Source organism: Serratia sp. HNCC26DJ206 (assembly GCF_057180605.1).
On record NZ_JBXUGP010000006.1, the window covers coordinates 81,337 to 108,087 of the forward strand.

Consider the following 26,751-nt stretch of genomic DNA (forward strand, 5'->3'; position numbering starts at 1 on the left):
CCTGACTATATTTTAATGCTTTGATTTTGATTTATTTTTTATCATCTATCAGCTTTTGTTATCACCGATTGACAAATGTTGTCTTCACATGAATTTAGAAAAATCTTATAGTTCACCTCGTCAGAAAAAATGCTGACAAAGAGGACAGCGATTTTCAATTGCACGCTCCTGAACCTAATTACAGATAATATTGAAATTTTCTGTATAAAAACAACTAACGAGGACGTTTCTTAATGATAAGGACGTCATAACAATTGAAAAAAGGAAATTAATAGTGAAAAAAATCATTTTGTCTGTTATCGCCGCAGCTATTCTGTCTAGCGGCATGGCACAGGCTGCCGATGGTGTAAAAAAAGAAATCACCATCATCGCTACCATTAACGATGCTATCTTTGTTTCCAAGCCAGACGGCAGTACCTGGTATGACAAAGAAGAATTGTTCGCCAAGGATTACACCCAGACCGAATTCGCGTCCAATGACCTGCCAGTCCGTATTTATACTACGGATACTGAAGTTAACGTTTCACTGGTTCAGCCATTGACCATTAGCCGGACCGATGGCGCTCAATTATCTAACGTGACGGTTAACTTTGCAGGTAAGTCTATTGTTCAGGGAACACCGGTTAAAATCACCCAGACAACGACTGCACCCGGTGGTTACAACAACACCTATATTCTGAAGGTGAACGCCAAGGCACCAACCAATGCCACAGGTAGTACCAATGGGCAGTATCAAGGCGATCTAGTCATGATGTTCGAACCAAAAGCCTAAAATGGTTCTGGTTTTGAAAATCTGATCAACAGCTTTTGCATACTCGTCTTACTGCAACTCGAATTATTTAGAGTATATAAATAAAATAGGGTTATTCCCCAATAGCCCTATTAAGTCAGTTATTGATGAAGAGTAATATCTGGGGTTCATTTTTGCCTTATACGACGAGAAATATAAACAGAACAATAGCAGGTTAGCTAATAAATCATTGGCAGTATTATTTATCTTATTTACGGAACGGACTCTCATGGTTAACGTTACTTCAGGATGGGCAACAGGTTTATTATTACTGGTTCCATCAGCTGTTACCTATGCTGAAGGAACTCAGATCGAATATCAGGTGCCCGCCGGGTTTTCCGAGGCTGAACAGGATTCCTCCATGCAATTCCTGACTACCCTCGACAGCACCCCCCTGCCGGGCCCGGTCAGTTGGTCGGCTAAACAAAATCGCCTCTCCTTTGATGAGGCGCTCTATCGGCGGAACGGCGTGTCCGCCGAACAGATAGCGCTACTGAACAAGGTACTGACCCAGATCCCTTATGCGGTCTGCCCCAACGGTTGTGATTATACCGTCAACGGTCAAATCGTCTCGCTGGACAAGGTCAAGCAGTCGCTGACCATATCCGATGGTAACCAGCGTTACGTCCGGCCCCAGACCATGATGGGCTTCATCCACAATCAGTCATTGGATGTGCGTACCGCCTCCAATGAGTACCGTGCCGTCTCGGCTTATGGCCAGGGCTACCTCGGCTTGCCAGCGCAGAGCTATGGTTACCTCAGTTGGTACTACAACGACAGCCAGAACTTCGATACCCGAACCACTGACCAAGGGGTCAGTACCTGGTATCTACAAAAGAACTTTGCCAGCACCTATCTGCGCAGTGGCAGGCAAGATAGCCGCGACAATGCCGCCGGTAGCGTCAGCACCTCGCTCAACCCGAGCTTCGACCAGTTTGTCACCTTGGGCAGTCAGGACAATCTGAAGCGCGATAACCAGTCCGCGGGCAAGATGGTGTTGTTCGCCACCACCGACGGCGACTACGAGTTCTATCGCAATGGGCGGTTGATCCGCCGCTTGCCTGCGGTGATTGGCCGCAACGAGATTGACTACAACCAGTTGCCCGGCGGCTTCTACAGCACCGAGGTACGCTTGGTCAATCGTAGCGGCCAGGTGATCAGCAGCGAAAATCAGCAGATTGCCAATATCAACTACGGTGGCAGCACCGGTTGGTATGTCACGTTGGGTAAAGAGCTTGATACAGAGAAGAACCTCTTTAGTACCGGAGCCAACTTCCAGACCAACTGGTTCGCCGCCAGCAGCGTACTGCTTAAAGGCAGCGGCAAAACTTGGGCAATGGAGCATAACGTCACCCGTCCCATGCAGGTCGCGGACGTGGAAGTAACGCCAACCATGGGCCTGATGGCCGGTGAAAAACGTGTCGGCGGCTATGCCAGCCTGAGCGCGGGTAGCCAGCAACTCGGTTACCTGACCGCCTCGCAGTATCAGAATACGGCAGTATCCGAATTCTACCCGGCAAGCAACAGCACTACGTTTAGCTATAGCCGCCAGTTTGGACCCACCCGATTGGGGTACAACTACAACCGCTATGCCAACAGCGAGCGCCATCAGTGGCAAAGCAGTTGGAACTGGCGTGGCAATGGAGTTTGGGCGGTGATTTCCACCGGAGTGCAAAAAGGTGGCTATAACAACAGCAGCAACAACTACGGGCTGTATCTGAACACCACCATCATGCTGGATCGCAATACCGGCACGCTAAACGCCGCTTACAACAATGGCAAGCTGCACACCGGCGGCAGTTATAGCCGTGAGTTTGAAGACAGCACTGGCACCACCTATGCGGGCGTGGACTTCAGCGAAATCGGCCGCACCAATGCGGTCGGTCTGAACGCCCGCCGCAGTGGTACCCGTGGTGATACTTCTCTGCGTGTGGGAGTGGATGACCATATCACCAGCGGCAGCTTCAACTACAACGGCATGCTCGCCGCCAGTAAAGACGGCATTGCCCTGGGGCGCACCAGCCCAAGCGGCGCGGCGATGTTGGTGACTACCCCAAAACTGGGCGATACCAAATACGGTTTCAAGGTAGAAGGTAACCCGGTCGGAGGGGGCAGCACTTACGCGGTGCCGTTGGCCAGCTACCAGGATGTGATCTTTGCCCAGGCTCAGGCGGTGGATGCCAACATGGACATGAATATCCGCCTACCGGCCAACGTGATACGTGCCCATCCGGGGCAGGTGTACCCGGTGCAAGCCGACATAGAGATGAACCTGCTGTACAGCGGCTTTCTGGTGGACAGCCATGGGGCGCCGGTCAGCGGCACCCTGCAGGAAACCGGCGATCCGGTCTACCCTAACGGCCTGTTCTCGGTGGCCTCTTCGACATTGCTCAAAGAAATCACCGTCACTGGCAAGCAGGGGCGCTATCGCTGTGATCTGAGCCAGCCAAAAGATAAACGATACCTTTGCGTTGCTGACTGAAACAGACAGTAGCAAGCGCTATTTACCCGATTAGAAACAGTGAATACAAACGAGAACGCTATGAAATTGATGATAAACCCACTACGCATTGCTTTGACGCTGGGCCTCCTCGCACTCGGCGAAGGGGCGCGAGCTGATGGTCAGTTGATGGTGATGCCAGCACGCAGCACCGTCGAAGGTCAGCAGACCCGTACCGTACAGGTCAGTAACCTGGGCGACAAGCCGCTGTACTTGAAAGTTGACCTGGTACGAATTGAAAACCCCGGTGAAAACCCAGAACGCAAAACCAACCTTGGTGATATCGCCGTGCCCGAGATGATGGCCAACCCGGCCAAACTGACTCTGGGGCCCGGTCAAAAACGGGATATCAATCTGGTAGCGCTGAAAGTACCAGCCAGGGAGACCCTATACCGACTGTATATCGTTCCGATCTCCAGCATCAAAGTGGTTGGCAATGAGCACAAGGACAAAATCAGCGCCCCACTTACCTTTGGGGTGGCCTATGGCGTACTGGTCCACCATCTGCCGTCCTCTGGATCGCAAGTCCGTAGTTGGGCCCACCAATGTACGGCAAGCGGGCTGCAACTGACTGCAACCGGGAATATGCACACGTTGTTTAATCAATTACAGGTTATCCCGGCAGGCAGTATGCCAGCGGAGCAGAAAGTGTTCCCCGGCACACCGTTGGTGTTCCCGGTGAAAACGCTGAAAGGAAACGCCGATGGCCAACCGTTTGACGTGCACTGCCCATAAGGCCGCAGGATTACTGTTATGCACACTGCCATGGGGAGTGGCGCAGGCACTGATCGATATCAACCCGAAAGTTATGGAAATGAGGGACGACCAGGCAGTGGTCCGGGTCACTAATAACGGCGATGCACCGGAGTTTGTCAACATCACGTTGTATCAAGTCACCAACCCTGGAGTGCCACCAGAAGACGAACAGATGATACCGGTAGGGCTCATTAAAGAGCCTTACCTGTACGCCACCCCTTTCAAACTCTCTCTGGGGCCACGCCAAGAAAAACAAGTGCAATTAACCGCTCTGAAAAGGCCTGAAAAAGAGCGTGTGTACCGCCTGGCGGTGATACCGCAACACAAGGCCAGCATCAGCGGAACCCATAACAATGTGATGTTGGTCAGTCTTGGGTTCAATGGACTGGTACGCCAGTTACCCAGTAAGGCGGTCGCCACCTGGCAACATCGCTGTGAGACAACGGGAATTCGACTGGAGGCCACCGGCACGGTACGGGTGGAGTTCAGCGAACTGAAGCGGAATGGCAATACCGTGGATGACGTTAATGTGTATCCAGACACACCGCATCGGATAGAGGCAAAGAGCCTGAGCGGCAAAGCGGAAGGCAAATCTTTTAGCCTACAGTGCGACACATGAAAAAAGATGATAAAGGGATAAATAATATGACGTTATGGCAACAGGTAACAAGCACAGCCTTGCTGCTATGGGGAGGCGGGATCAATGCAGCCAATCTTCCCCTCGGCGGGGTCCCGGTCAATATTACCCTGACCAATCAGCCGCAAATCACGGTAGAAAAACCGGGCGGTGGCTGGTACGACACCTTGATGCTGAACAACAGTGCGGGCAGTGATACCCGTCGCTATCAGACGCAGGTGCCGGTTCAGGTGAGCATCCGCAATGAACGCCATTTTATGGTATCGCTGGTCAATCCGCTGGTGCTGACGCATGAAACCAATGCGTCACTCACATTTACCACTGAGCATGTTTCTTTCGGTGGTAACACGGCCTCATTGCTCCCCCTGAGCATGATACCAACGGACTTCAGTGCACCGCCCACCAGCGAGGACGTCTCCACAGGCAACTATCTGTTATCAGTCTCTGTGCGGCAACCCATCGGGGAGTGGCGGAATATTTCCGGCAATTACCAGGGGAAACTGGTGTTGCTGTTTGAGGTGAAGGTTTGAAATAAACAACATCAAAATATAACAGCGTTTGGTACGAGTGAAATAGTCGAGTCAATGCTGATTGATTAATTAAAAAGGAAATATATGCAAGCAACATCAACTCTATCCAGATTGCTAACAAGCACTCTATTTTTATTCGTTACCCCGGCCCTCGCCATTCAGTACTCTCCAGGGTTTAGCAATTGCGATATCATCAATATTGGCCCCGACTTATGGCAGGCTAAATTTGATTTGGTCATCAGCAAATGTAGCGATTGTGCAGACTCAACGGATAATACTTTTACCGCTTATGTGCCGGAACTGAATGCACAAGGCAAACCACGGCCAGATACCAGCACCGTTGCAAACTTCAGCCATTTGACAACAGGGTCATCTGTGCGAGGTGGTATTGGTACAAAATCAATCAGATTTGACAGCACCTCGTCAGGGAACAATAAGGTGATCAAAGGAAACTCATCCATTGTTGTCAATTTTAGTACAGCGGGGAACAATGCTTACCCGGCGCTATTTATTCGCTATACGGATATGACTGTAAGTGGTGGGATGTCGTCTTCTCCATTATGGGTATTCCCCAGTTCCTGTTATGAAGGCTCTGCTATCCCCCCAACATTGCCGCCAATTGAAGAAATCAATCCGCCGGAGCCTGCATTTAACATTAAATCTGCTGTCTGGGAAATAAATACGGTAGACGTAGGTGATTTACCTAACGTGTTGGCGAGCGGAACAGGCTATACCGCCTCAATTAAAAATATCGCCAGTAACAATCTATGTGTCAGTTACGTTACCGCAGGGGTTAAAAATAAAGCTTATGCGCTGGGAATAACCAATAGCACCAGTCTGCAAGGAGGACGTGATCTTTTTATGATGCAGGGGGGAACCAGTCAATTATTTTATAACCTGCAGTTGAGCAGTAATGATGGTGTGCCAGGAAATAACTTTGACTTTCCGACAGGAACAGCCAAGTACATTACTCTTTCGCAAACGGCTAGCAGCATAGATAAACGCAGTGAGATGTGTTGGACTCCTAAAATAAACCTTTTTAAGAATGTATCTACTAATGCCGGCATGCATACAGATATGTTAAATTTTGTTATCACCCCAAAAGCATAATGGTGTATTTCACTTGCCATTTCATCAAATAAAATTAAATTATATTATAACTGCATTAAGGAATATGTAATGAGAAAGAAAAAAATTGTATTGCAATGCGATTGCCACTTTATTCGCGCTGGGGTGGAAGGCGTAATAAACAGCCCAGCGTTGTCTAAAAATATTGAAATGATGGCCAGTGTTGATGAGCTTACCCAGTGTGCTGAGCTCTTGTTCGAACTGCACAATATTGACATCGTGATTTTAACGCTGAGTTACAAGAATTATGAGCCTGGGCTCCTGTTAAAGATAATCAGCAATCTCCTACCAAGAGTTCATCCTGGCAGTAAGGTATTAATATTAAACAATCTATTAAATATTGAATCACTGAAGAACTACCTGAGAAAACTAAAAAATGTTCATGCCATTATGGATGTCTCATTATCGATAAATGCACTGCATGAGCAACTTCTAAGCATATCCCAAGATGTCAGTCATTCGGAGCAGAAGACTTCTTGGGTTAGCAATCCACTTTCATCACGTGAATTAGAGATATTACAGCGATTACTCAAAGGAGATGCTGCGCTCCAGATAGCCAGAGACTTACGAATAAACTATAAGACCGTCAGTTGCCATAAACGCTCTGCGTTAACAAAACTCGGTATTCGCTCGCTACAGCCGTTACTGTCACTTCACGCAGGGAGATTATGAATAGGCAGCAAAACATTCCTATCATTATTTTGATTAATCATTACTCATAATATTAATTTAATAATTTTTAATAAAAAATTCTCTAAGGAGAACGGATTAAGTATTTTAAATTAAATGGATAAATCGTACATGATACACTTGCCGAAACCCAATCAGTTACAAATATTCCTTTCGATTATAAAACACGGCAGTTTTCGCGCTGCCGCCAAAGCCCTTAATCAGAGTCAACCAGCATTGACTCGGTCGATGAATGAGCTTGAAAAAATGCTAGGTACCACACTGGTTGTACGTGGTGCTCGTGGGGCACTTCTTACTGAAGCGGGCAAACTTTTCGAACCCCGTATCCAGTTAGTTCTTAAAGAGCTTGAACGGGCAGTTAATGAAGTAGAACAAGTCAGTGATACATCCAAGGGAAGGGTGGCACTAGGGAGTTCATCTCTGCCATCATTTACGATGATACCTGGTGCAATACAGCAATTTCAAAAACGATTTCCGCAGGTCAATATCAATCTCATTGAGGGACAACTCTCTGAACTATTGCCAGCATTACGCATGGGAAAGCTGGACTTCGCCATCGGGGAGAGTTCCGCAGATATTGCACTTAATGAATTTATTGAGGAACCCTTCTTTTCCGCCCCCTTTAGCATACTGGCGCATAGTGAACATGCCTTGGCCCAGTGTACTTCACTAAATGAGTTGAACAATGCCAAATGGTATTTTCCGGCATCAAAATTTGGCTATTATAACCAGCTCAGTAAAATTCTCTTCCCTGAGGGAAAAAGCAATAACAATAGCGATAATATCATCTGGGGAAACACCCTATTTATGGCTCTGCAAATGGTTCTGAATGCAAATTTTTTGACTGCGGCACCCCAGGAAATTTTAAATGCGCCTTATTTAAATGAAAACCTATGCAAGATACCGATTAAAGAATCATTACCGGATATTTCTTATAGTTTTATCTACTCTCAGCGTTTACCGCTGACATTCTTGGCTAAAACACTTATGGATGAATTGCGCTGGGAGCGCAAAAGATACCCAATGGGCCGCTAAAGCAACGACACACAAGAGGCAGAACAGAGAAACTGTACGTCAACAGCAAACCAGCCTTAACATTCGACTCAAATGACCAAGTGCCAAGTCAGCGATAGCCCCCTGTTTACCGTTGAGTGTCACCTCTTTCAATATAGCTGAGGAGAGTAACAGCATTGGCGCCACCGACGCCGTTAAAGTCTACACCGACTATATCGAATCCCCAAGTTCCCGCCGCGTGCCCGCTACAGTACCGATAAAACAGGGCTTAACACTGTTACCGTTACACCAGAAAGCATAACGCCGCACAAAGTTATCACACCATTTCCACCAAGTTATTTACCTCTCCATAGGTTATCAAAAGCAGATACATCATAAATAACCCATATTTATCAAATACATAAAATAAAACATTGTTTCTATTTTAGAAAAACCTGATTAGTCGAACGTTTAAACCCACTTTCCCCTTTTGTGATGTCACTCAATTTACAAAGTTGTATAATAAGTTACTTTGTGTGATATCTGATTGGCTTGTGACATAGTTGGCAACACATTAAAAAACCTACTGATTTGTATGGACGTTAATTGTCTGACGGTCAGCTCACGCCTCAAACAGGCTTATTGAACATGGCTAAATAACGCCGGATCAATATCAGATTAAAAATGATACCTGGGCCACATTTCATCAGGCTTTTGATTCACTGAATCCCCCAGGTTCCTTAGCTCACCTCTGGAGATCTCCCAATGAAACTGTCCAAGACGCTACTCAGCCTTTGCCTCACGTCGGCAACGTTGCTTATGAGCCACTCTTCCATTGCCGCGCAGCAGATCAAAGCCGCAGATGTTCACCCTGCCGGTTACCCGAACGTTGTCGCCGTTCAGCATATGGGTGAGAAGTTAAAACAGGCGACCGACGGCCGCTTGGAAATCAAAACCTTCCCCGGTGGTGTGTTAGGTGATGAAAAGCAGGAAATTGAACAGGCGCAGATCGGTGCGATTGATATCATCCGCGTCTCCATGTCGCCGGTGGCCGCCATTCTGCCAGAGGTCGACGTCTTTACCCTGCCCTATGTCTTCCGCGATGAAGACCACATGCACAAAGTGCTCGACGGCGAAATCGGCCAGGAAATCGGTCAGAAAATTACCGACAACACCAAGTCAAAAATGGTCTTCCTCGGTTGGATGGACGGCGGTACGCGCAACATGATCACCAAAAACCCAATCAACAAGCCGGAAGATCTGCAAGGCATGAAGATCCGCGTTCAGGGTAATCCGGTTGCGCTTGCCACGCTGAAAGCCATGGGTGCCAACGCGGTCAGCATGGGCGTGAGCGAAGTGTTCAGCGGCATGCAGACCGGCGTTATCGACGGTGCTGAAAATAACCCGCCGACCTATGTGGCGCATAACTACATGCCGGTAGCGAAACACTATACCCTGACCGGCCACATGATCATCCCTGAAGTGTTCCTGTACTCCAAAACCAAATGGAACAAACTGTCTGCGGAAGATCAGCAGTTGGTTCTCAAACTGGCGAAAGAAGCACAGGCCGAACAGCGTGAACTGTGGGCCAAATATAACCAGGAATCCCTGGATAAGATGAAGGCAGGCAGCGTAAATATTCAGACCATCGATCGCGATTATTTCTACAAGGCCACTCAACCGGTGCGTGACCAGTTTGGTAAGAATTACCAAGAGCTGATTCAACGTATCGAAGCCGTCAAATAATGGCCTAGGGGTGGAAAAATATACCCAAGCGACTTCAAATTGCAGGTAGGCGGCAACTGAGAGAAGCCCCAGGAGCTTGGTAAACCAAGTGACTGGGGTGAACGAAGGCAGCCAACACCCCTGCGGCTTGAAGGGCGATGGGTATATCCACCCCACTTTTCCTGACTAGGATGTAGGGGATTATCATGTCTCACTCTTATATATCGCTAATGGATTTCCTTTACCGTTGTTCCATCTGGCTTTCTGGCCTTGCTCTGCTGGTCATGACCGCCGTGATCCCCGTCGGTATTTTTGCCCGCTATGTATTGAACGCCGGTCTGTCGTGGCCGGAACCCGTGGCCATTATCTGTATGGTGACCTTTACCTTTATTGGCGCCGCCGTCAGTTACCGTTCCTGCTCGCATATCGCGGTCAGCATGATGACTGATCGCCTTTCAGAGCCGATGAAAAAGGTCTGCTCAGTGCTTACCGATCTGATGATGCTGGCGATCAGCCTGTTTATTCTCTATTACGGCTATAACCTGTGCCTGGAACTGTGGGAACAACCCGTGGCTGAATTCCCGGTGTTAACCGCAGGGGAAACTTACCTGCCGCTGCCAATCGGTTCATTTATCACGCTACTGTTCATTATTGAGCGAATCTTTTTTGGCCCGCAAAATCACCGCCCGGTGGTTATGCTGGGTAATTCCTAAGCGGTCACTAGGAGCCTGTAAATTATGGACGCATTGATTCTGTTGTTAACCCTTGGCGTGATGCTCGCCATTGGTGTCCCCGTGGCCTACGCCGTTGGTATCAGCGCCGTCGCTGGGGCGTTCTGGATCGATCTACCGCTCGAAGCCGTGATGATTCAGATCACCAACGGCGTGAACAAGTTTTCGCTGCTGGCCATTCCGTTCTTTATTCTGGCCGGAGCCATCATGGCGGAAGGTGGTATCGCCCGCCGCCTGGTTAACTTTGCTTATATCTTCGTGGGCTTTATTCGCGGTGGTCTGTCGCTGGTCAACATTGTGGCCTCAACCTTCTTTGGTGCCATTTCCGGTTCGTCGGTGGCGGATACCGCCTCTATCGGCTCGGTGATGATCCCGGAGATGGATAAAAAAGGGTACCCACGCGATTTCGCCGCCGCGGTCACCGCCAGCGGATCGGTACAAGCGATTCTGACACCGCCAAGCCATAACTCGGTGATCTACTCGCTGGCGACCGGCGGCACCGTTTCCATCGCTTCGCTGTTTATCGCCGGGATCCTGCCGGGCATGCTGCTGAGCCTGACGCTGATGGTGATGTGCGTCTGCTTCGCGCACAAGCGTGGTTACCCGAAAGGCGAACGCGTGCCGTTCCGTCAGGCGCTGAAGATCTTCGTTGATACCCTGTGGGGCTTAATGACGGTGGTCATCATCATGGGCGGGATCCTTTCCGGTGTCTTTACCGCTACCGAATCCGCTGCCATCGCCTGCCTGTGGTCATTCTTCGTCACCATGTTCATTTATCGTGACTACAAATGGTCTGAACTGCCCAAGCTGATGTTCCGCACGGTGAAAACCGTCACCATCGTGATGATCCTGATTGGCTTTGCCGCCAGCTTCGGTGCGATCATGACCTACATGCAGCTGCCGACGCGGATCACCGAGTTCTTCACCTCCATCTCCGACAACAAGTATGTGATCCTGATGTGGATCAACATCATGCTGCTGCTGATCGGCACCTTGATGGATATGGCTCCGCTGATCCTGATCCTGACGCCGGTGCTGCTGCCGGTGGCGATCAATCTGGGCATCGATCCGGTGCACTTCGGTATGATCATGCTGGTCAACCTGGGCATCGGCCTGATTACGCCGCCGGTGGGTTCAGTGCTGTTCGTCGCCAGTGCGGTCAGTAAGCAGAAGATAGAACACGTGGTAAAAGCCATGATCCCGTTCTATATCGCCCTGCTTAGCGTGCTGATGCTGGTAACTTATGTTCCGGCGATCTCACTGTTCCTGCCTAAGCTGTTTGGTGTCCATACCGGATAACGATTTCCATTAAGCTGTTAGACTTTGCCCGTTTTTGCCGAAAAACGGGCTTTTTTTGTTTTTAGGCCGCAAAATTTTTAACCCTGTCTCTTTCCATTGAACTGCCCCAGCAACAACCACGGCTTGTTGTTCCTGCTTGCACTGGCTGACGTGAAACAACCAGGTTTGCAGCATCACTACAGCTACATATGACGCAGGGTATTCAGCGTTTCCAAAGCTACTGCCAGAGCATGATCGGCAACCTGAGGGAGGCCCATTAATTCACCAAAATATCCCCGGGCGGCGGGCCCTACCACCAGCAAGCGCGAATTTGCCCTTCCACCGCGATCGATCGCCTGTGAATGTTCGTTAACCAGTAAGCCCAACCCCAGAGGGTCGGGTTGGATAGCCCCGATCTGACTCAGGCTCTGGAATAACTCCTGGCTGGAAGTCAGAGTGCTATGCGCCGGACCGGTGGTTACAATCAGATGTTCTACCTGGCGCTGTAACCGTTTCCCTCCCCGTAGCCCCAACGTCAGCGTGAGGCGGTTTCCATCGGCTGTCGCAGCCAGCAGACGGGCGGCACGGACTTCCAGTTGCCCTTTCTGCCTACGACGATCCAGCATATCAGCCACCTGGGGAGCGATCCGGTAACGATGTACGTCCCACCAACTGCGTAGATGATGCAGAAAACGCTGTTGCTGTTCTAAAGGCAAATGTTGCCAGATACTCTGGCCCTGACTGCGTACCTCATCCATGACTTTCTGCCAAGGGATACCTTGCAGAGTCGCTTGGTGAATATCACGCCGGATAAGGCGTAACCACTGACGGATACAGGTAATGTCATGGCGTTGGTAGTCCCCTGACCAGTCCGGGTAATCCCCAGATAAATTAGGGCGCGGCAACAAACCCCGTCGGGAAAAAGCCAGTATTGAGCCATGATGGCCCCGGTCGTCGAGTGAAGCCACCACATCCGCCATCGTCAAACCGCTGCCGATAATCGCTACACTGGCGTCGGGCGCAATATCATCAAAACGCGATACCTGCCACGGATTAGCGATGATGCCCGGATGATCCGCCAGCGGCCCTAACAGCCCAGGTAACGCAGGAGGAGGATGGCTCACCGCCAGCACCACAACGTCTGCCTTCACGTGTTCTCCACTTGCGGTAAGGACTTGCCCCGATGTGATCGCCACAGCCCGATCCTGCAAGTGGCGTAATGTGATGCCGTCTTGCAAGGCCGCCTGTGAGAAGTGCCAAGCCACATAACGGCCAAACAACTCCCGGCGCGGATAGAGCGCCCCATCCGCACTGAGGGCGGCCGGATCTTGATAATACGCCTCCTGCTCACAGTACCAACGCTCAAAATCGCCCTGCTCCGCCCCGCTCAACTGCATACGGGAGGCGGGAACATTAATCCGGTGGGAGGGTTCAGTGGTAGAGTAAGCAACACCCTGCCCGGGAACCGGGCGGGGTTCCACCAGCGTGAGATTCAACGGCCCGGTAGCCAGACGCGCCAGATGGATGGCCAGTGCTGTGCCGCTGAAACCGCCACCAATGACCACCACATGCGCATCACTCATGAGTCAATTCCTTCGTCAATTGTTGTTCAAGCTCCCGCACCAGAGGGATGATTTCACGACCAAAGAATTCAACTTCTTCCTGAAAATGCAGAAATCCCAGTAATAATAGGTCCACTCCGGCTTTTTTGTATTCAATAATGCGCTGGGCAATCTGGAGCGGTGTACCGATCAGGCCCGGTTTGAAGCCATCGTTATACTGCACCAGATCGTCAAATGTCGACTTCGCCCAGTTACCTTCTTTTTCTGGCGAAGCGCCTCCGGCATTCTGGACTTCATGGCGGAAACCTTTAACAGCCTCAATATCCGCGTGATCGAGAATGGCCTGGAGTTCCGCCTGGGCCTCCTGCTCCGTAGGGCGCGCAATGACAAAGGCGTTCATCCCAATTTTCACCTGATGCTGATGCTTGCTGGCTTTCTGGGCGATATCTTCCACCTGCCTGCGTATCTCTTCAACGCTGTTGCCATTGGTAAAGTACCAGTCGGATAAGCGGGCCGCCATATCCCGTGCTGCTCTGGAACTACCCCCCTGGAAGATTTCCGGACGCGGAGCGAGCGGCTTTGGCTTCAGGCTGTAATCGCGGAAGCGGTAAAAATCCCCGGCAAAATTGAAAGAGGGCTCCTGCCAGATCCCTTTAAGGCACTGGATAAACTCCGCAGAGCGTAGGTACCTTTCTTCATGATCCAGCCAGGGTTCGCCTATCGCCTTAAACTCCCCCCTAAACCAACCACTGACGATATTTACCGCAATGCGTGCGCCGGAGAGATGGCTGATGGTGGCGATTTGTTTCGCCGCCAGTACCGGATTCCACGGCCCCGGTAACAGAGCGGCAATGACTTTCAACCGTTTGGTCGCGGCTAGCAGATCCTGAGAAAAACTGACCGATTCATGTTGATTATCGGCACCGTAACCGGCAGTGAAGCGAATTTGCGTCAGGGCATAATCAAAACCAACCTGCTCGGCGATTTGTGCCAACTTTCGGTTATAGGGGGCATCCCACTGGGTGCGCTGGGGGATCTTGCTCACCACCAGACCGCCGGAAACATTGGGTACCCAGTAAGCAAACTGCAACGGACGTTGTTCAGACATATATCCTCCTCAGCTCGCGCTGACCTGTTTAAACGGACGGCGGTCGCCGCCGATGGTTTCCCCGAACGGACCGGTATTCACCGTTTTTTCTCGCTGCGGGTTCTTCCCGGCAAGCGGCAGAAGCGGCATCACCAGTTCCGCAAAGCGGTGGGCTTCTTCCAGATGTGGGTAGCCAGAAAAGATAAAGCTGCTAATTCCCAAAGCCTGATATTCGCGGATACGTTCTGCCACCTGTTGTGGGTTCCCGACCAAGGCAGTGCCAGCCCCACCGCGAACCAAACCAACGCCCGCCCACAAATTAGGTGCGATGCGCAGTTTTTCACGGGAGCCATTGTGTAATGCACTCATCCGCGCTTGCCCGCTGGAATCCATTCGGGAAAAGATCTGCTGCGCCTGGGCAATCGTTTCATCATCCAGGTGGGCAATGAGCCGTTCGGCCGCCGTCCATGCCTCCTCTTCGGTTTCCCGGACGATAACGTGTAAACGAATACCAAACTGTAGCGTTCGGCCACGGGTGGCGGCGCGCTCACGGATGACCGCCAGCTTCTCTGCCACCTGTTCCAACGGCTCTCCCCAGGTAAGATAGGTTTCCACCTGATCGGCAGCGACATCAATGGCGTCCTCAGAAGAGCCGCCAAACCAAAGCGGTGGCCCATTTGGCTGCACCGGTGGAAATAGCACTTCGGCCCCTTCAACATGAATATGTTTTCCCTGGTAATCCACTTTCTCCCCTTTTAATAAACGGGAGTAGACATCGAGGAATTCTCGGGTGACCTCATAGCGTTCTTTGTGGTTGAGGAAGATCCCATCTCCTTTGTTTTCGACCGGATCCCCGCCGGTGACCACGTTGATCAGCAAGCGTCCCTCTGATAAGCGATCCAGAGTAGCGGCCATACGTGCCGCCAGCGTGGGGGGTTGTAATCCAGGTCGAACAGCCACCAGGTAGCGCAGGCGACGGGTAATAGGTGCCAGTGCAGAAGCCACCAGCCAGGAGTCTTCACAACTTTTCCCGGTCGGAATTAACACCCCGTAATAGCCCAGATGGTCTGCGGCCAGTGCCACCTGTTGCAGATAGGAGAGATCGACAGGTCGCCCACCGTGGGAAGTGCCAAGGTAACGTCCATCACCGTGGGTGGGCAAAAACCAGAGTACGTTGATTTTATCGTCAGTGCGTTCAGTCATTATGCAGCCCTTATATAACCATATCTAATATTTGTATTATTAGATTTCCATTTTGGTTATATGATTGTTAGCGAATTGTGTGCCAACTTTGTATTTTTACAATTACTGTTATTTATCAAAGCATTAAATAAACGCTATTCAGTTCTGTTGTTGCAAATGCAGCAGTTTGTCGACAGAAACTGTTGTATTTGCAGCAATAGCCCACGGGTTTGTACGCAGTCATGAGCATGAACAAGGGATACCGTCAAACGGTCAGCCAGGCAGGAGAATATGATGCAAAACGTACAGCCAGCAGACAGCAGCGCTCCGGTACTTATTGATCCGGCGTCAAAAACCTTCCAGAAATTGCTGGACAAGCTCGCCCCAACTGACGCCACCGTGCTGATTGTGGGAGAAACCGGGACCGGTAAAGAGGTGGTGGCACGTTACCTGCACCACCACAGTTCCCGCCGCCATAGGCCATTTCTGGCGGTAAACTGCGGAGCCTTAACGGAAAGCCTCGCCGAAGCGGAACTGTTCGGCCATGAAAGAGGATCGTTTACTGGCGCTACCCAGGCCCAGGCGGGCTGGTTTGAAGCTGCGGAGGGAGGAACGCTGCTACTTGATGAGATTGGTGAGCTGAGCCTTCCATTACAGGTGAAGCTCCTCAGAGTGCTTCAGGAAAGAGAAATCACCCGGGTAGGCTCCCGTAAACCGGTTAAAGTGAATGTACGGGTTATTGCCGCCACCCATGTCGATCTGGTGCAGGCAATTCAAGCTCGGCGCTTTCGGGAAGACCTCTGGTATCGCCTGAATATTGCTGCCGTTGAACTGCCCCCACTACGCCAGCGGCGTCAGGATATTCCTGTCCTTGCCCACCACTTTTTGTCTCTTTACGCGCGTCGTTTGGGGCGCCCGGTCCAGAGACTGACGCCAGAAACAATAGCCACCCTGCTGAATTACAGTTGGCCAGGAAATGTGCGGGAACTGGAAAACACCTTGCACAACGCCGTGCTCCTCAATAATGAAGAACTGATTACGCCGGATCAATTGCGCTTCAATCTGCGCCCGGATCGCCAAGGTATAGTGAAGAATGAAGATGAGATTGAGCAGTTTATTCTGCGGTTACTGACAGCAGGCCAAAGCAAAGTCTATCAGCGGTTGACCGAGACGTTGATCAGTAATGCCCTGACGCTAAGTGAAGGGAACCAAACTCAGGCTGCTACCCTGCTAGGCATCAGCCGTAATACTTTGCGTACTCAACTGGCTAATCTAGGCACGATCCGTGGCCGGCGCAAACCGGCCACCGCAGTGGTTCCCGCCCCACGTCAGGAGCGGGAATTACGGACCGGGAACAGCGGCGAATAGCGGATCGTTTCTACGCCTTGGGGCCGATTGTCGTGGATCACAAAATCAGGCCCCCCTCGTCACTCCTTTCCGTTGATTTTCATATTCGCCTGAGGAAAAACGCTATCCAGGTCAATCCAGCAGGTCGGAGTAATCACCGCGTTGATAATCAGCAAGTTGCTGCCAGGGCAGGCTCTGCGGATCGGCAAACGGGGTCGCCGTCATGCGTTGGATTGATGTGCCGTGGCTGTCGCTCTGCTCAATACTGCGAGCATACTGACCGGCCACGTCCCAGGCCACCTTGGTGGTGCGTTCCCCCTTCTGCAACAAATAGTGCTGGATGCCCTGTTGCTCCGGCCCCTGCTTTTCCATGCGGCTTAAGGCGGCAGGCTCGATCAACCAATACGCCGCAACCCAGGATCCGCCATACCCCACGTTGCCATAATGGGCCAGTTCCACATCAATCACCCGGCGCAGATTGTGCAATACCGTCTGCACGCTCACCTTCCCGGTTTCAGCATCGCGGCGTATCAGCAAGGGCGCGCCCTGCGCTTCGTTATGCGCATGACCAGCATGGGGAGAAGCGCGATCGTCATGCCCATGTGCTTCACTTTCACGCACACCTTGCGGCAGTTCCCGTTCAATCCACACCAGACCGGCACGACGGTACATCAGATCGGTATAGCGGCTATCGCGGATGATGCCGTCATGCCCTATCGAGCGGTTTTCATAGCTCAAGCGCAGATTCACCGCCGGTGCAGCGGCGGGCTGCACCGTGGTCTGAGCCTGCAAAGGCAGAGCCACCGCCATCAGCAACGCCAGGCTGAATATTCCTCGCCAGTGGATCATAAACCAGCCGCCTCTTTCACTTTAAAGAAGACTTTGGTGTTATCCATGGTGCCTTTGAAGATCTGGGAACCAGCACCGCCTGCATATAACATCACATCGCCACCGGCATGGGTTTCTGAACCCGGCGTACCCAGATTGATTCCAACTTCCTGCAGGAAGTTATCCTGCGTGGTATCAACATCGGTCAGATCTTCGCGCTCTGCGCCGCGTGCCGGTGCCACCCAAGGAGCGTTGCCATCTTCCACGTTAACCTGGCTACTGCCGCTGGCGTTAGGACGCCCACCGTTGCCAAACACCAATGCCGTATAGGGTTTACCGTCGGCAGCCTTGGCCAGTTCACCGTTCTGGTAATCGTACACCTTGCCCAGAATCGGGTTACCGATCTTGCCGTAACCGTTGAAGGCGATGGAGTGGTCATGGTCAGCCGTCACCACGATCAACGTGTTCTTCAGCCCAGGATCTTTGGCTTCCATAAACGCCAGCGCGGTTTTGATCGCCTCATCCATCGCCAAGGTATCTTCCAATGCGCGTTTGGCATTGCTGCCGTGCAGGGCATGGTCGATACGCCCGCCTTCCACCATCAGGAAAAACCCTTTGTCATTACGGCTGAGCACTTCTAACGCTTTTTCAGCCATTTCCGCCAGGCTCGGCTGATCCAGATTCTGATTCACCCGATCCAGTTCGTAAGCCATTTCACTTTGAGCGAACAGCCCAAGCAGTTTATTGACGGAGCCGGTATTCAGACTGCGTAATTGCGCACCGCTGTCGACGTAGGTGTAACCCGCGCCCTGCATGGCACTCACCAGATTCTGGTTGTCGCTGCGCTTGCTGCTGGGATTGAGCGATTTCGGCAGATAGTTGCGTTGCCCACCGCCCATCAAAACGTCTACGCCGTCACCTAACTCGTTATTGTAGTTAGGGTTACCCGGCACCGATTGCTCCGCGATGGTGTTGTAGCCATTACGGTTGCAGATATGAGCATAGGTTGCCGCAGGCGTAGCGTGGCCAACCCGCGTGGTTGACACTGCGCCGACCGAACGCCCTGCCGCCTTGGAGAGCTCCAGCAACGTTTTGGCCCGTTGGCCATTATCCGCTTGGCAGGTGCTGTCTTCACCCGAGATATATTGCTCACCGGTCGCGGTGTAGGCCTGCGTATCCGCAGACATTGAGATCACCTCATTGTTTGCCTTCACGCCGGTCATATAAGCGGCCATCGACGGCGCACTGTCGGTGGTTTGAGCATCATTGGAGAAGGTCTTAACGCGTGCCGCATTGCCCAGCGACTGCATGACCAGTTCTGCGCGCTCACTGCTGCTTAGAGAACCCGGCTCAGCCGCCAGCTGCTTCTCGCCTTTATAGATACGGGCAGCCGTCACGGTTACCGGCCCCATGCCGTCGCCGAGGAAAAAGATCACGTTCTTGGCTTCGTTTGCCGCCTGAGCATGGCCGCCCGCCAGCGATAACAGGCTCAACAGGAACAGTGTGCAGCTATTGATCTTGCCGACAAATTGTCTTTTTTTCATGATTTTGCTCATTCTGGAAAGAGGAATTTACGCTTCGCGTGCGGATGTTCACTGCAAGTCAATCGCTTGTTTAATCAGGCTAAATACCCGATCGTTATTCAGCGTTCCGGTGAACTGCTCAGCACCCAGCCCTTGCGCCGCGAGGAAAACATCGCCGCCGCCATGCGTTTCGCTTTTCATTGGAACAACGGATTCCTGCAAGAAATCGGCACTTTCCAGAGCACTTTCGTCGATCGGCCCACGGGTCGCCTGATGAGCCGGGCCATTGCCGAAGCCGATGATGGTATAAGGATTACCGTCCACGTCCGTTGAGTTGGCTCCGCTGACATAACTCTTCACCACTCCCAGCACGCCGGGGTTGCCCTCTTGCGTTTTACCGGTACGCTGCGCATAGCCGTTCATCTGCAACGTGTGATCGTGATCGGCAGTCACCACAATCAAGGTATTTTTCAAACCGGGATCAAGCTGCTGCATTTTGTCTAAGGCCAATTTGATCGCGTCATCGAACGCCACCGTATCCTGTAACGCACGACGAGCGTTGGTGGCATGCAGGGCGTGATCGATACGGCCCCCTTCCACCATCAGGAAGAAGCCCTTGTCTTTGGCGGCCAGCGCATCAATGGCCTTTTCGGTCATTTCTGCCAGGCTCGGTTCCTGCGCCGGATCGCGATCCAGGTCATAGGACATATGATTCGGGGTGAACAGCCCAACCAGCTTGCTGCCATCAACCGGCAGTTGATCAAACTGCTGCTTGTTCGCCGCATAGTGGTAATTGGCCGCCTGTAACTCGGTAATCAGGTTGCGCTGATCGCCACGGGTGCCGCCCGCCGTCGCTGGCGTGAAATAGCTGGTTCCACCGCCGAGGATCACGTCAATACCGTCCCCCAGCTTGGCGTTGAACCCTTGGCCGCCCGGCACCAGCGCGGCGGCAATGGTGTTTTCCCCATCGCGATGGCAGATATGGGCATAGGTCGCCGCCGGTGTCGCATGGGTAATCCGGGTGGTGGTCACTATCCCGGTGCCGTAGTTGGCCGCTTTCATTTGTTCCAACAGCGTTTCAACCGCATGGCCGTTGTCCGGTGGGCAGGTGCTGTCGAAGTTAACCTGATAAGGCTTGCCCTGTGGATTGGTGGCTTTAGTGTCAGGGGACATCGAGATCACTTCGTTATTGGTTTTGATCCCCGTCATATAGGCCGACATGGAAGGCGCACTGTCGGTGACCTGCGCGTCACTCGAATAGGTGTGAACAAACGCCGTCTCCGGCAGGGTATCGATGGTTAAATCACCGTCTTCCCCGACGCTGTAAATACGTGCCGCAGTTAACGTGGCAATCCCCATACCATCCCCTAGAAAGAACAACACGTTCTTGGTGGGGGTTGGTACTGGCGTCGGTGCTGGCGTTGGCGTTTCGCTGTTGGTACTGGTAACAGAATCACTGTCATTACAGCCCGTTGCAGCAAAAACTAAACCGAGAATCATCAGGCAGAGCATATTGCGTTTCATTCAACCTCCCTATTTAAAGCTTCAGGTAAACGTCTTTTTTGTATTAATTGGCAACATATGAAAACGTATAGACATATAAATTAGAGAGGATGTGTGACAGAAAGATGTCAGAAAAAAAGAGTACAAGAAGATTGGCGCACGACAGTTTGCCGATTATTCCATTGCATTGCTAAACCGGTTCTTTTAAATTAGCTAATATTTGATAAAGCAACTATGCCCTAAATAATTCGAGTTGCAGGACAAAAACGCAACGCGTTTTTGAACAGCACTTGTGCTGGCCCCGAAGGGGTGAGGCCCAGCATGGGCCGAGTAACGCGGCGACGCAGAGAAGCCCCAGGAGCATAGGCCACTATGTGACTGGGGTGAGCGAGGAAAGCCAACGCACATGCAACTTGAAGTATGACGGGTATATAAGGGAAGTCATATGGCTAATCGAGTATGGGTGCTGGGTGACGCCGTTGTCGACCTGATCCCAGAAAATTCAGAACGTTACCTCAAATGCCCAGGAGGAGCACCGGCCAATGTGGCGGTGGGTATTGCACGTCTCGGGGGGAGCAGTGCCTTTATTGGCCGAGTAGGTCAAGACAGCTTTGGCACATTTCTGCGCCAAGTGTTGGATGAAGAACGGGTAGATACTCGTTGTATGATACCGGACAGCAATCACCACACCTCTACCGTGTTGGTAGATCTGGACCCACAGGGTGAGCGTTCGTTCACCTTCATGGTCAACCCCAGCGCCGATCTCTTTCTGCAACCCGATGATTTGCCTCTATTCCAGCCTGAAGAATGGCTCCATACCTGCTCGATTGCGCTGTCACGGGAGCCGAGCCGCGGCACCACCTTCACCGCAATGGAAAATATCCGGGCAGCCGGTGGTTGGGTCAGTTTTGATCCCAATATCCGTGAAGATCTCTGGCAGCAACCAGAGGCGCTACGCCCTTGCCTGCATCAGGCTCTGCAACTGGCAGACGTAGTGAAAATCTCTCTTGATGAACTGCATTTCATCAGCGAAATCTCTGAAACAGAGCACGCCATTGACTGGATGATGGATCAATTCCCGCTGCATCTGCTGCTGGTAACCTTGGGCAGCGACGGTGTCTATGTGCATGATCGCCAAAAGCTCCGCCATTTCTCTGCTATGCCGGTTATTCCTATCGACACCACCGGTGCCGGAGACGCCTTCGTTGCCGGTTTGCTGGCCGCGCTGGCAGAACTGGGGCGCCTGCCTTGCGCAGCAGAATGGACCTGCGTTATTGCTCAGGCTCAGGCCTGCGGCGCACTGGCCACCACTGCCAAAGGCGCAATGACCGCGCTACCCCACGCCAATGAGTTAAACGCTTTTCTGCAACGCCACGCCTAATCCCCAACGGTGAGTCTCCCACTCACCGTTCCCCCTATTTCCCAAAGATTTGCGAGCAGGATCACAATGGCTAAATCGGGTTAGCAAACTTGATTGCCAGTGACCTAGCTTCTCGCTTATCTTTTTCTTGAAAAACCGGTTTAGCAATTTAGCAAACAATAATAATTAACCTCTCGGGTGATGGAAAATCATGAAAAAATTTCGCTATCTGGCTGTTACTACAGGATTATTACTCTCAACCCCGGGAGTAGCCCTTGCCGCCCCCAGCGCCAGCATCGAAGCACGCCTTAATTCGCTGGAACAACGCCTGCAACAGGCGGAACAACGGGTACAACAGGCTGAAGCCCGAGCCGCTTCTGCCGAGCAACGCGCACAGTTGCTGGAACAACGTACGGTCAAAACCGAGCAACAAACCGTACAGGTCGCTCAGCGCACCGCCACGCTGGAGAAAACGACCGCTCCTGCCAGCCAGCTAAAACTGAATAACTTTGGCGATCTGAAGCTGTACGGCGATGTCGAGTTCAACCTCGACGGCGCCAGCCGCAGCGGCCAACTCACTTCGCTGAAAAGCTCTAGTCATAAAGACTGGAAACCCGGCGACGGAGAACGCTGGGATATCAATGGCCGCATTCTGATTGGGCTGGACGGTTACCGCCGCAACCAGGACGGTAATTTCTCCGGCTTCAGCGTCCAGCCGCTGGCAGATATGAGAGGTAAAATGAATCTCGATGATGCGGCCTTCTTCTTCGGCAACGAGAAAAACTGGCAGGCAAAAATCGGCCGCTTTGAAGCCTACGATATGTTCCCGCTCAATCATGACACCTTCGTTCAGTATTCCGGCAACACCGCCAACGATCTGTATGCCGACGGCTTTGGCTATATCTACATGATGAAAGAGGGACGAGGCCGCAGCAACAGCGGTGGCAACCTGATGCTCAGCAAGTATGCCGGTAACTGGTACTTTGAACTGAATACGCTGGTCGAAGACGGCACCTCGCTGTTCCAGGATCAGCAATACCACGGTAATGATTTGGAAAATAAAAAGAACGTAGCCTATCTGCGCCCGGTGATCGCCTGGAAGCAGCAGGAATTCAGCGCCGCAGTGGCGATGGAAAGCAACGTGGTAAACAATGCCTACGGCTACCAGAACGCCGAGGGTCAATGGGTTAACCAGTCAAAGCGCAATGGTTATGGCATCACGCTCGGCTGGAACACTATGGCGACGCATCCTGATGATGGTGTCGTCGCCAACCTGAATACCGCCTATCTGGATGCGTCCGGCGAGCAGAACTTCACTACCGGCATTAACGCACTGTGGCGGCGCTTTGAGCTGGGCTATATCTATGCGCACAACGATATCAAAGAGTTCAATACCAGCGGGATCGCGGCAAACATCGATAACCCACTGAGTGAACCAGGTAAATATGATATCCATACCATCCACACTTCGTATCTCATCCCTAATATTATGGATATGAAGAACTTCAATCTCTACCTGGGGGCCTATTTCTCGATGCTTGAAGCCAATGGCGAGAACAAAATCGCCAATGGCGATAACGATCAACGCTACGGCGTGCGTGCCAGATTCAAATACCTCTTTTGATGCAAATTAATCTGTCTCTACCGTGGGCATTTGCGGGCACTGGAACGCTGGCTGCGGACGCCATGCATGCTAGAATGACGCATCCTATGATGAACACAGATGCCGTCAGTGAAAAAAAATAAACGCATAACCATCAGCGATATTGCCGGGCTGGCTGGAGTGTCGAAGTCGACCGCCAGCCTGGTGCTCAACGGCCGCAGCAAGGAATTCCGGGTTGCCAACGAAACCCGCGACCGCATTCTGGCCTTGGCCAATGAACATCACTATCAGCCCAGCTTCCACGCCCGCTCATTGCGTTCCACTCGCAGCCACACGCTCGGTTTAGTCGTGCCGGAAATGACCAACTACGGTTTTGCCGTCATTTCACGTGAGTTGGAAACCCTGTGCCGTGAAGCAGGTTTACAGTTACTGATTGCCTGCACTGACGAAAACCCCGGTCAGGAGATGATGGCCGTGAACAGCCTGGTGCAGCGCCAGGTTGATGGTTTGATCGTCGCCTCCAGCCAGCTCAATGATGTGGAATACCAGAAGATCAACGCTCATCTGCCAGTAGTACAGATGGATCGCTTGATTCCAGGCTCAAACCTGCCCTTGGTAATTACCGATTCCGTTGCGTCAACCGCCACCTTGGTAGAAACCGTTGCGCGCCAGCATCCTGATGAGTTCTATTTTCTTGGTGGGCAACCGCGTATTTCACCGACCCGCGATCGCCTGGAGGGTTTCCAGCTTGGGCTGGAACGCGCAGGTGTCGCCTACCAGCCGGAATGGATCATTAACGGCAATTACCACCCCAGCTCAGGCTACGAAATGATTGCCCAACTTTGCGCTCAGCTCGGTCGCCCGCCTAAAGCGCTCTTCACCGCTGCCTGCGGTTTGCTGGAAGGGGTCCTGCGTTATCTGAATCAGCACGCGCTGATGGAAAGCAAGATTCATCTGTGCAGCTTTGACGATCATTACCTGTTCGACTGTATGACGCTGAAAATCGACACCGTGGCGCAAGACTGCCATGGCCTGGCACAGCACAGTTTCGATCTGGTTACCGCACTGATTGAAGAGCGCCCGGTCGAGCAGAACAGGCTATACCTGCCAGGCCAGATCCACTGGCGCCACGCAGGTTCACAGGCGCTGTTAAAGCAGATATGACCATCAATTTCGCTTGTTGCCAGATAAAGCAAAAGGGGCATTTAGCCCCTGAGGTTGATGACAAAGTCGCTTTCTAGCCCGAGATACCCGGGTCTAGCGCACCGAGGGGCACTCCGACGGCTTACGCCGTTACGACCCCTTCGGCACGCTCCCCCTAATAACCGGCTTGTCAGCCTTCTGTGAGGCATTTAGCCCCTTCGGATTGTTTTAGCAGCGAGGCGGGTTCGCACCATTACCCCCCTATTTAGCCACGCCTTCCATCCCCACCAGCCCCACTTTCAGGTAACCGGATTTACGCAGCGTGTCCATCACGCTCATCAGCGTTTCATAATCGACGCTCTTATCCGCCTGGAAGAAAATGGTGGTTTCTTTATTCGACTGGGTGCGTTGATCCAGCACCGACGTCAGTTGCTCGGCCACCACTGGCTCATCGCCTACATACAGTTGCTTATCAGCCTTCACCGACAGAAACACCGGTTTTTCCGGGCGCGGCTGCGGCTTGGCGGTCGAAGCGGGCAGATCGACACGAATGTCCACCGTGGCCAACGGTGCCGCCACCATAAAGATAATCAACAACACCAGCATGACATCGATAAACGGCGTTACGTTGATTTCATGCAGTTCGCCGCTGTCGTCCAGATCTTCATTCAAGCGCATCGCCATAAATCACCCCACCCGCAGTTGGTGCTGGTGCTGTGCGCGTTTAGCCTCAATCGTAGCCGCCAGATCCAGATCGCGCCCCAACAGCAGCAGCACCTGCGCAGCCATATCACCGACTTCGGCACGATGGCCGCCAATCACTCGGGCAAAAATGTTGTAAATCACCACCGCAGGAATCGCCGCCACCAGACCGAGTGCGGTTGCCAGCAGCGCTTCGGCGATCCCCGGTGCCACCACCGCCAGATTGGTGGTTTGCGATTGTGCGATGCCGATAAAGCTGTTCATGATGCCCCAGACGGTGCCGAACAGGCCAACAAACGGTGAAATCGCACCGATGGTAGCCAGGAAACCGTTGCCACGCCCCAGTTGACGCCCATAGGCTGCCACGCGGCGCTCAAGGCGAAAGCCAGCGCGTTCTTTAATACCGTTGTTATCGTTGGAGGCCGCCGACAGATCCAGCTCGTTCTGCGCATCGTTCAGCAATACCGCACTGATACTTTCTGCGGAAAAGCTTTGGGCCAGTTCGGTAGCATCGTCCAGAGAGAGGACATCGGCCAGTGACTGTTGTTCACGGCGCAGACGGCGTTTGGAGCGAATCAGTTCGCCGCCTTTGGCAAACAGAATGGTCCAGGTGACGATAGAAGCCAGCACCAGGCCGATCATCACGGTTTTGACTACCACGTCCGCATGCTGGTACATCCCCCAGACGGAGAGATCCATGCCACGGGTTTCTGGCGGTTGGATCGTTGGTGCCGGGTTCACTGGCATCATCCTATTTTCCGCCGGAGCCGTTGCGGCGGCCACGCTTTCAGCGATTGCCGGTGCATTGGCAGGAGCCGCCTGCACGCTGCCCGCCAGCCCAGCCACCAATACCAGTGAAGCGATCAGCTTGCGCCCCAGCGCACTCCATTGCCCACGGCCTGCGCCACAGACTTCTTGATTCATTGTTCTGACAGCCGTTTTCACGCTGTGCCTCCACCCATCTCGACATTTACGGAAGAATTCCGCTGGCGATGATATCAAATTAATCCGCAATTGATAGTGGTTATCATTACTATTTACTCAATAGACTTGTCTTATATCAAGCGGTATGTACGTTGGCTGTGCACACAACGATCCCCCCATTTCCTTTCTTAGCAGTTAAAACGTCTGGATGGCTATTAAACGCCATGCT

At 52.2% G+C, this 26,751-nt stretch carries 23 protein-coding genes and 1 pseudogene; 15 read left to right on the forward strand and 9 right to left on the reverse strand.

The features are described from left to right. Positions 1–274 precede the first annotated feature (274 nt). The 11 genes from AC2A1E_RS05630 (at position 275) to AC2A1E_RS05680 (ending at position 11,779) form a co-directional block, all read left to right on the forward strand. Positions 275–772, forward strand: coding sequence for a CS1 type fimbrial major subunit (locus AC2A1E_RS05630; protein ID WP_484382947.1), 498 nt, complete (start codon positions 275–277; stop codon positions 770–772). A 379-nt stretch (positions 773–1,151) separates the two neighbouring features. After that, on the forward strand, positions 1,152–3,272 hold the full coding sequence (locus tag AC2A1E_RS05635) for a TcfC E-set like domain-containing protein (RefSeq protein WP_484382948.1): 2,121 nt from the start codon (positions 1,152–1,154) through the stop codon (positions 3,270–3,272). 60 nt (positions 3,273–3,332) lie between these two features. Continuing rightward, positions 3,333–4,025 carry a pilus assembly protein gene (locus AC2A1E_RS05640; RefSeq protein WP_484382949.1) on the forward strand — a complete coding sequence of 231 codons (693 nt, stop codon included), beginning with the start codon at positions 3,333–3,335 and terminating at the stop codon, positions 4,023–4,025. After that, complete coding sequence (locus AC2A1E_RS05645; protein ID WP_484382950.1) at positions 3,994–4,665, forward strand: fimbrial biogenesis chaperone; 672 nt, start codon at positions 3,994–3,996, stop codon at positions 4,663–4,665. Before AC2A1E_RS05640 ends, AC2A1E_RS05645 begins: the two co-directional genes overlap by 32 nt. Positions 4,666–4,691: 26 nt before the next feature. Next, positions 4,692–5,213: a fimbrial protein gene (locus AC2A1E_RS05650; protein ID WP_484382951.1), complete on the forward strand. Its 522-nt coding sequence runs from the start codon at positions 4,692–4,694 to the stop codon at positions 5,211–5,213. Between the two features lie 84 nt (positions 5,214–5,297). After that, a complete protein-coding gene (locus AC2A1E_RS05655; RefSeq protein ID WP_484382952.1) occupies positions 5,298–6,323 on the forward strand; it encodes a hypothetical protein in 1,026 nt (341 codons plus the stop codon). A 69-nt stretch (positions 6,324–6,392) separates the two neighbouring features. After that, a complete protein-coding gene (locus tag AC2A1E_RS05660; protein WP_484382953.1) occupies positions 6,393–7,013 on the forward strand; it encodes a LuxR C-terminal-related transcriptional regulator in 621 nt (206 codons plus the stop codon). Positions 7,014–7,142: 129 nt separating this feature from the next. Further along, positions 7,143–8,066, forward strand: a complete 924-nt coding sequence (locus AC2A1E_RS05665) for a LysR substrate-binding domain-containing protein (RefSeq protein WP_484382954.1) — start codon at positions 7,143–7,145, stop codon at positions 8,064–8,066. Between the two features lie 723 nt (positions 8,067–8,789). Further along, positions 8,790–9,770, forward strand: a complete 981-nt coding sequence (locus AC2A1E_RS05670; protein ID WP_484382955.1) for a TRAP transporter substrate-binding protein — start codon at positions 8,790–8,792, stop codon at positions 9,768–9,770. 185 nt (positions 9,771–9,955) lie between these two features. Then, positions 9,956–10,462 (forward strand): TRAP transporter small permease, encoded by a 507-nt coding sequence (locus AC2A1E_RS05675; RefSeq protein WP_473189894.1) that lies wholly within the window; start codon positions 9,956–9,958, stop codon positions 10,460–10,462. 24 nt (positions 10,463–10,486) lie between these two features. Next, positions 10,487–11,779 (forward strand): TRAP transporter large permease, encoded by a 1,293-nt coding sequence (locus AC2A1E_RS05680; RefSeq protein WP_484382956.1) that lies wholly within the window; start codon positions 10,487–10,489, stop codon positions 11,777–11,779. Between the two features lie 9 nt (positions 11,780–11,788). On the opposite strand, the gene AC2A1E_RS05685 is transcribed toward AC2A1E_RS05680, so the two are convergent. The 4 genes from AC2A1E_RS05685 to ssuD are packed head-to-tail and all read right to left on the reverse strand — an operon-like array spanning position 11,789 to position 15,610. Then, positions 11,789–11,956, reverse strand: a complete 168-nt coding sequence (locus AC2A1E_RS05685; protein ID WP_484382957.1) for a hypothetical protein — start codon at positions 11,954–11,956, stop codon at positions 11,789–11,791. Between the two features lie 5 nt (positions 11,957–11,961). After that, positions 11,962–13,341 (reverse strand): FAD/NAD(P)-binding protein, encoded by a 1,380-nt coding sequence (locus AC2A1E_RS05690; protein WP_484382958.1) that lies wholly within the window; start codon positions 13,339–13,341, stop codon positions 11,962–11,964. Further along, positions 13,334–14,428, reverse strand: a complete 1,095-nt coding sequence (sfnG, locus tag AC2A1E_RS05695; RefSeq protein ID WP_484382959.1) for a dimethylsulfone monooxygenase SfnG — start codon at positions 14,426–14,428, stop codon at positions 13,334–13,336. Before sfnG ends, AC2A1E_RS05690 begins: the two co-directional genes overlap by 8 nt. 9 nt (positions 14,429–14,437) lie before the next feature. Next, a complete protein-coding gene (ssuD, locus tag AC2A1E_RS05700; protein WP_484382960.1) occupies positions 14,438–15,610 on the reverse strand; it encodes an FMNH2-dependent alkanesulfonate monooxygenase in 1,173 nt (390 codons plus the stop codon). 273 nt (positions 15,611–15,883) lie between these two features. Here ssuD and AC2A1E_RS05705 point away from each other — a divergent pair. Beyond that, a pseudogene (locus AC2A1E_RS05705) lies at positions 15,884–16,942 on the forward strand (sigma-54 interaction domain-containing protein); the annotation flags it as partial. Between the two features lie 126 nt (positions 16,943–17,068). On the opposite strand, the gene AC2A1E_RS05710 reads toward AC2A1E_RS05705, so the two are convergent. The 3 genes from AC2A1E_RS05710 to AC2A1E_RS05720 are packed head-to-tail and all read right to left on the reverse strand — an operon-like array spanning position 17,069 to position 20,811. Then, complete coding sequence (locus tag AC2A1E_RS05710) at positions 17,069–17,785, reverse strand: hypothetical protein (RefSeq protein ID WP_484382961.1); 717 nt, start codon at positions 17,783–17,785, stop codon at positions 17,069–17,071. Beyond that, positions 17,782–19,308, reverse strand: coding sequence for an alkaline phosphatase (locus AC2A1E_RS05715; protein WP_484382962.1), 1,527 nt, complete (start codon positions 19,306–19,308; stop codon positions 17,782–17,784). Before AC2A1E_RS05715 ends, AC2A1E_RS05710 begins: the two co-directional genes overlap by 4 nt. A 48-nt stretch (positions 19,309–19,356) precedes the next feature. Beyond that, the gene (locus AC2A1E_RS05720) at positions 19,357–20,811 is read right to left on the reverse strand and encodes an alkaline phosphatase (protein WP_484382963.1); all 1,455 of its coding nucleotides are present in this window, start codon (positions 20,809–20,811) and stop codon (positions 19,357–19,359) included. A gap of 424 nt (positions 20,812–21,235) precedes the next feature. On the opposite strand from AC2A1E_RS05720, the gene AC2A1E_RS05725 reads away from it, so the two are divergent. The 3 genes from AC2A1E_RS05725 (at position 21,236) to AC2A1E_RS05735 (ending at position 24,917) form a co-directional block, all read left to right on the forward strand. Then, positions 21,236–22,171 carry an aminoimidazole riboside kinase gene (locus AC2A1E_RS05725; protein WP_484382964.1) on the forward strand — a complete coding sequence of 312 codons (936 nt, stop codon included), beginning with the start codon at positions 21,236–21,238 and terminating at the stop codon, positions 22,169–22,171. Between the two features lie 190 nt (positions 22,172–22,361). Next, complete coding sequence (locus AC2A1E_RS05730) at positions 22,362–23,774, forward strand: carbohydrate porin (RefSeq protein WP_484382965.1); 1,413 nt, start codon at positions 22,362–22,364, stop codon at positions 23,772–23,774. A gap of 99 nt (positions 23,775–23,873) precedes the next feature. After that, a complete protein-coding gene (locus AC2A1E_RS05735; RefSeq protein ID WP_484382966.1) occupies positions 23,874–24,917 on the forward strand; it encodes a LacI family DNA-binding transcriptional regulator in 1,044 nt (347 codons plus the stop codon). A 240-nt stretch (positions 24,918–25,157) separates the two neighbouring features. Here the strand turns inward: AC2A1E_RS05735 and exbD are convergent, their stop codons facing one another. Together exbD and exbB are read right to left on the reverse strand one after the other, a co-directional pair. Continuing rightward, the gene (exbD, locus tag AC2A1E_RS05740; RefSeq protein ID WP_484382967.1) at positions 25,158–25,580 is read right to left on the reverse strand and encodes a TonB system transport protein ExbD; all 423 of its coding nucleotides are present in this window, start codon (positions 25,578–25,580) and stop codon (positions 25,158–25,160) included. 3 nt (positions 25,581–25,583) lie between these two features. Continuing rightward, a complete protein-coding gene (exbB, locus tag AC2A1E_RS05745; RefSeq protein ID WP_484382968.1) occupies positions 25,584–26,543 on the reverse strand; it encodes a tol-pal system-associated acyl-CoA thioesterase in 960 nt (319 codons plus the stop codon). Positions 26,544–26,751 lie beyond the last annotated feature (208 nt).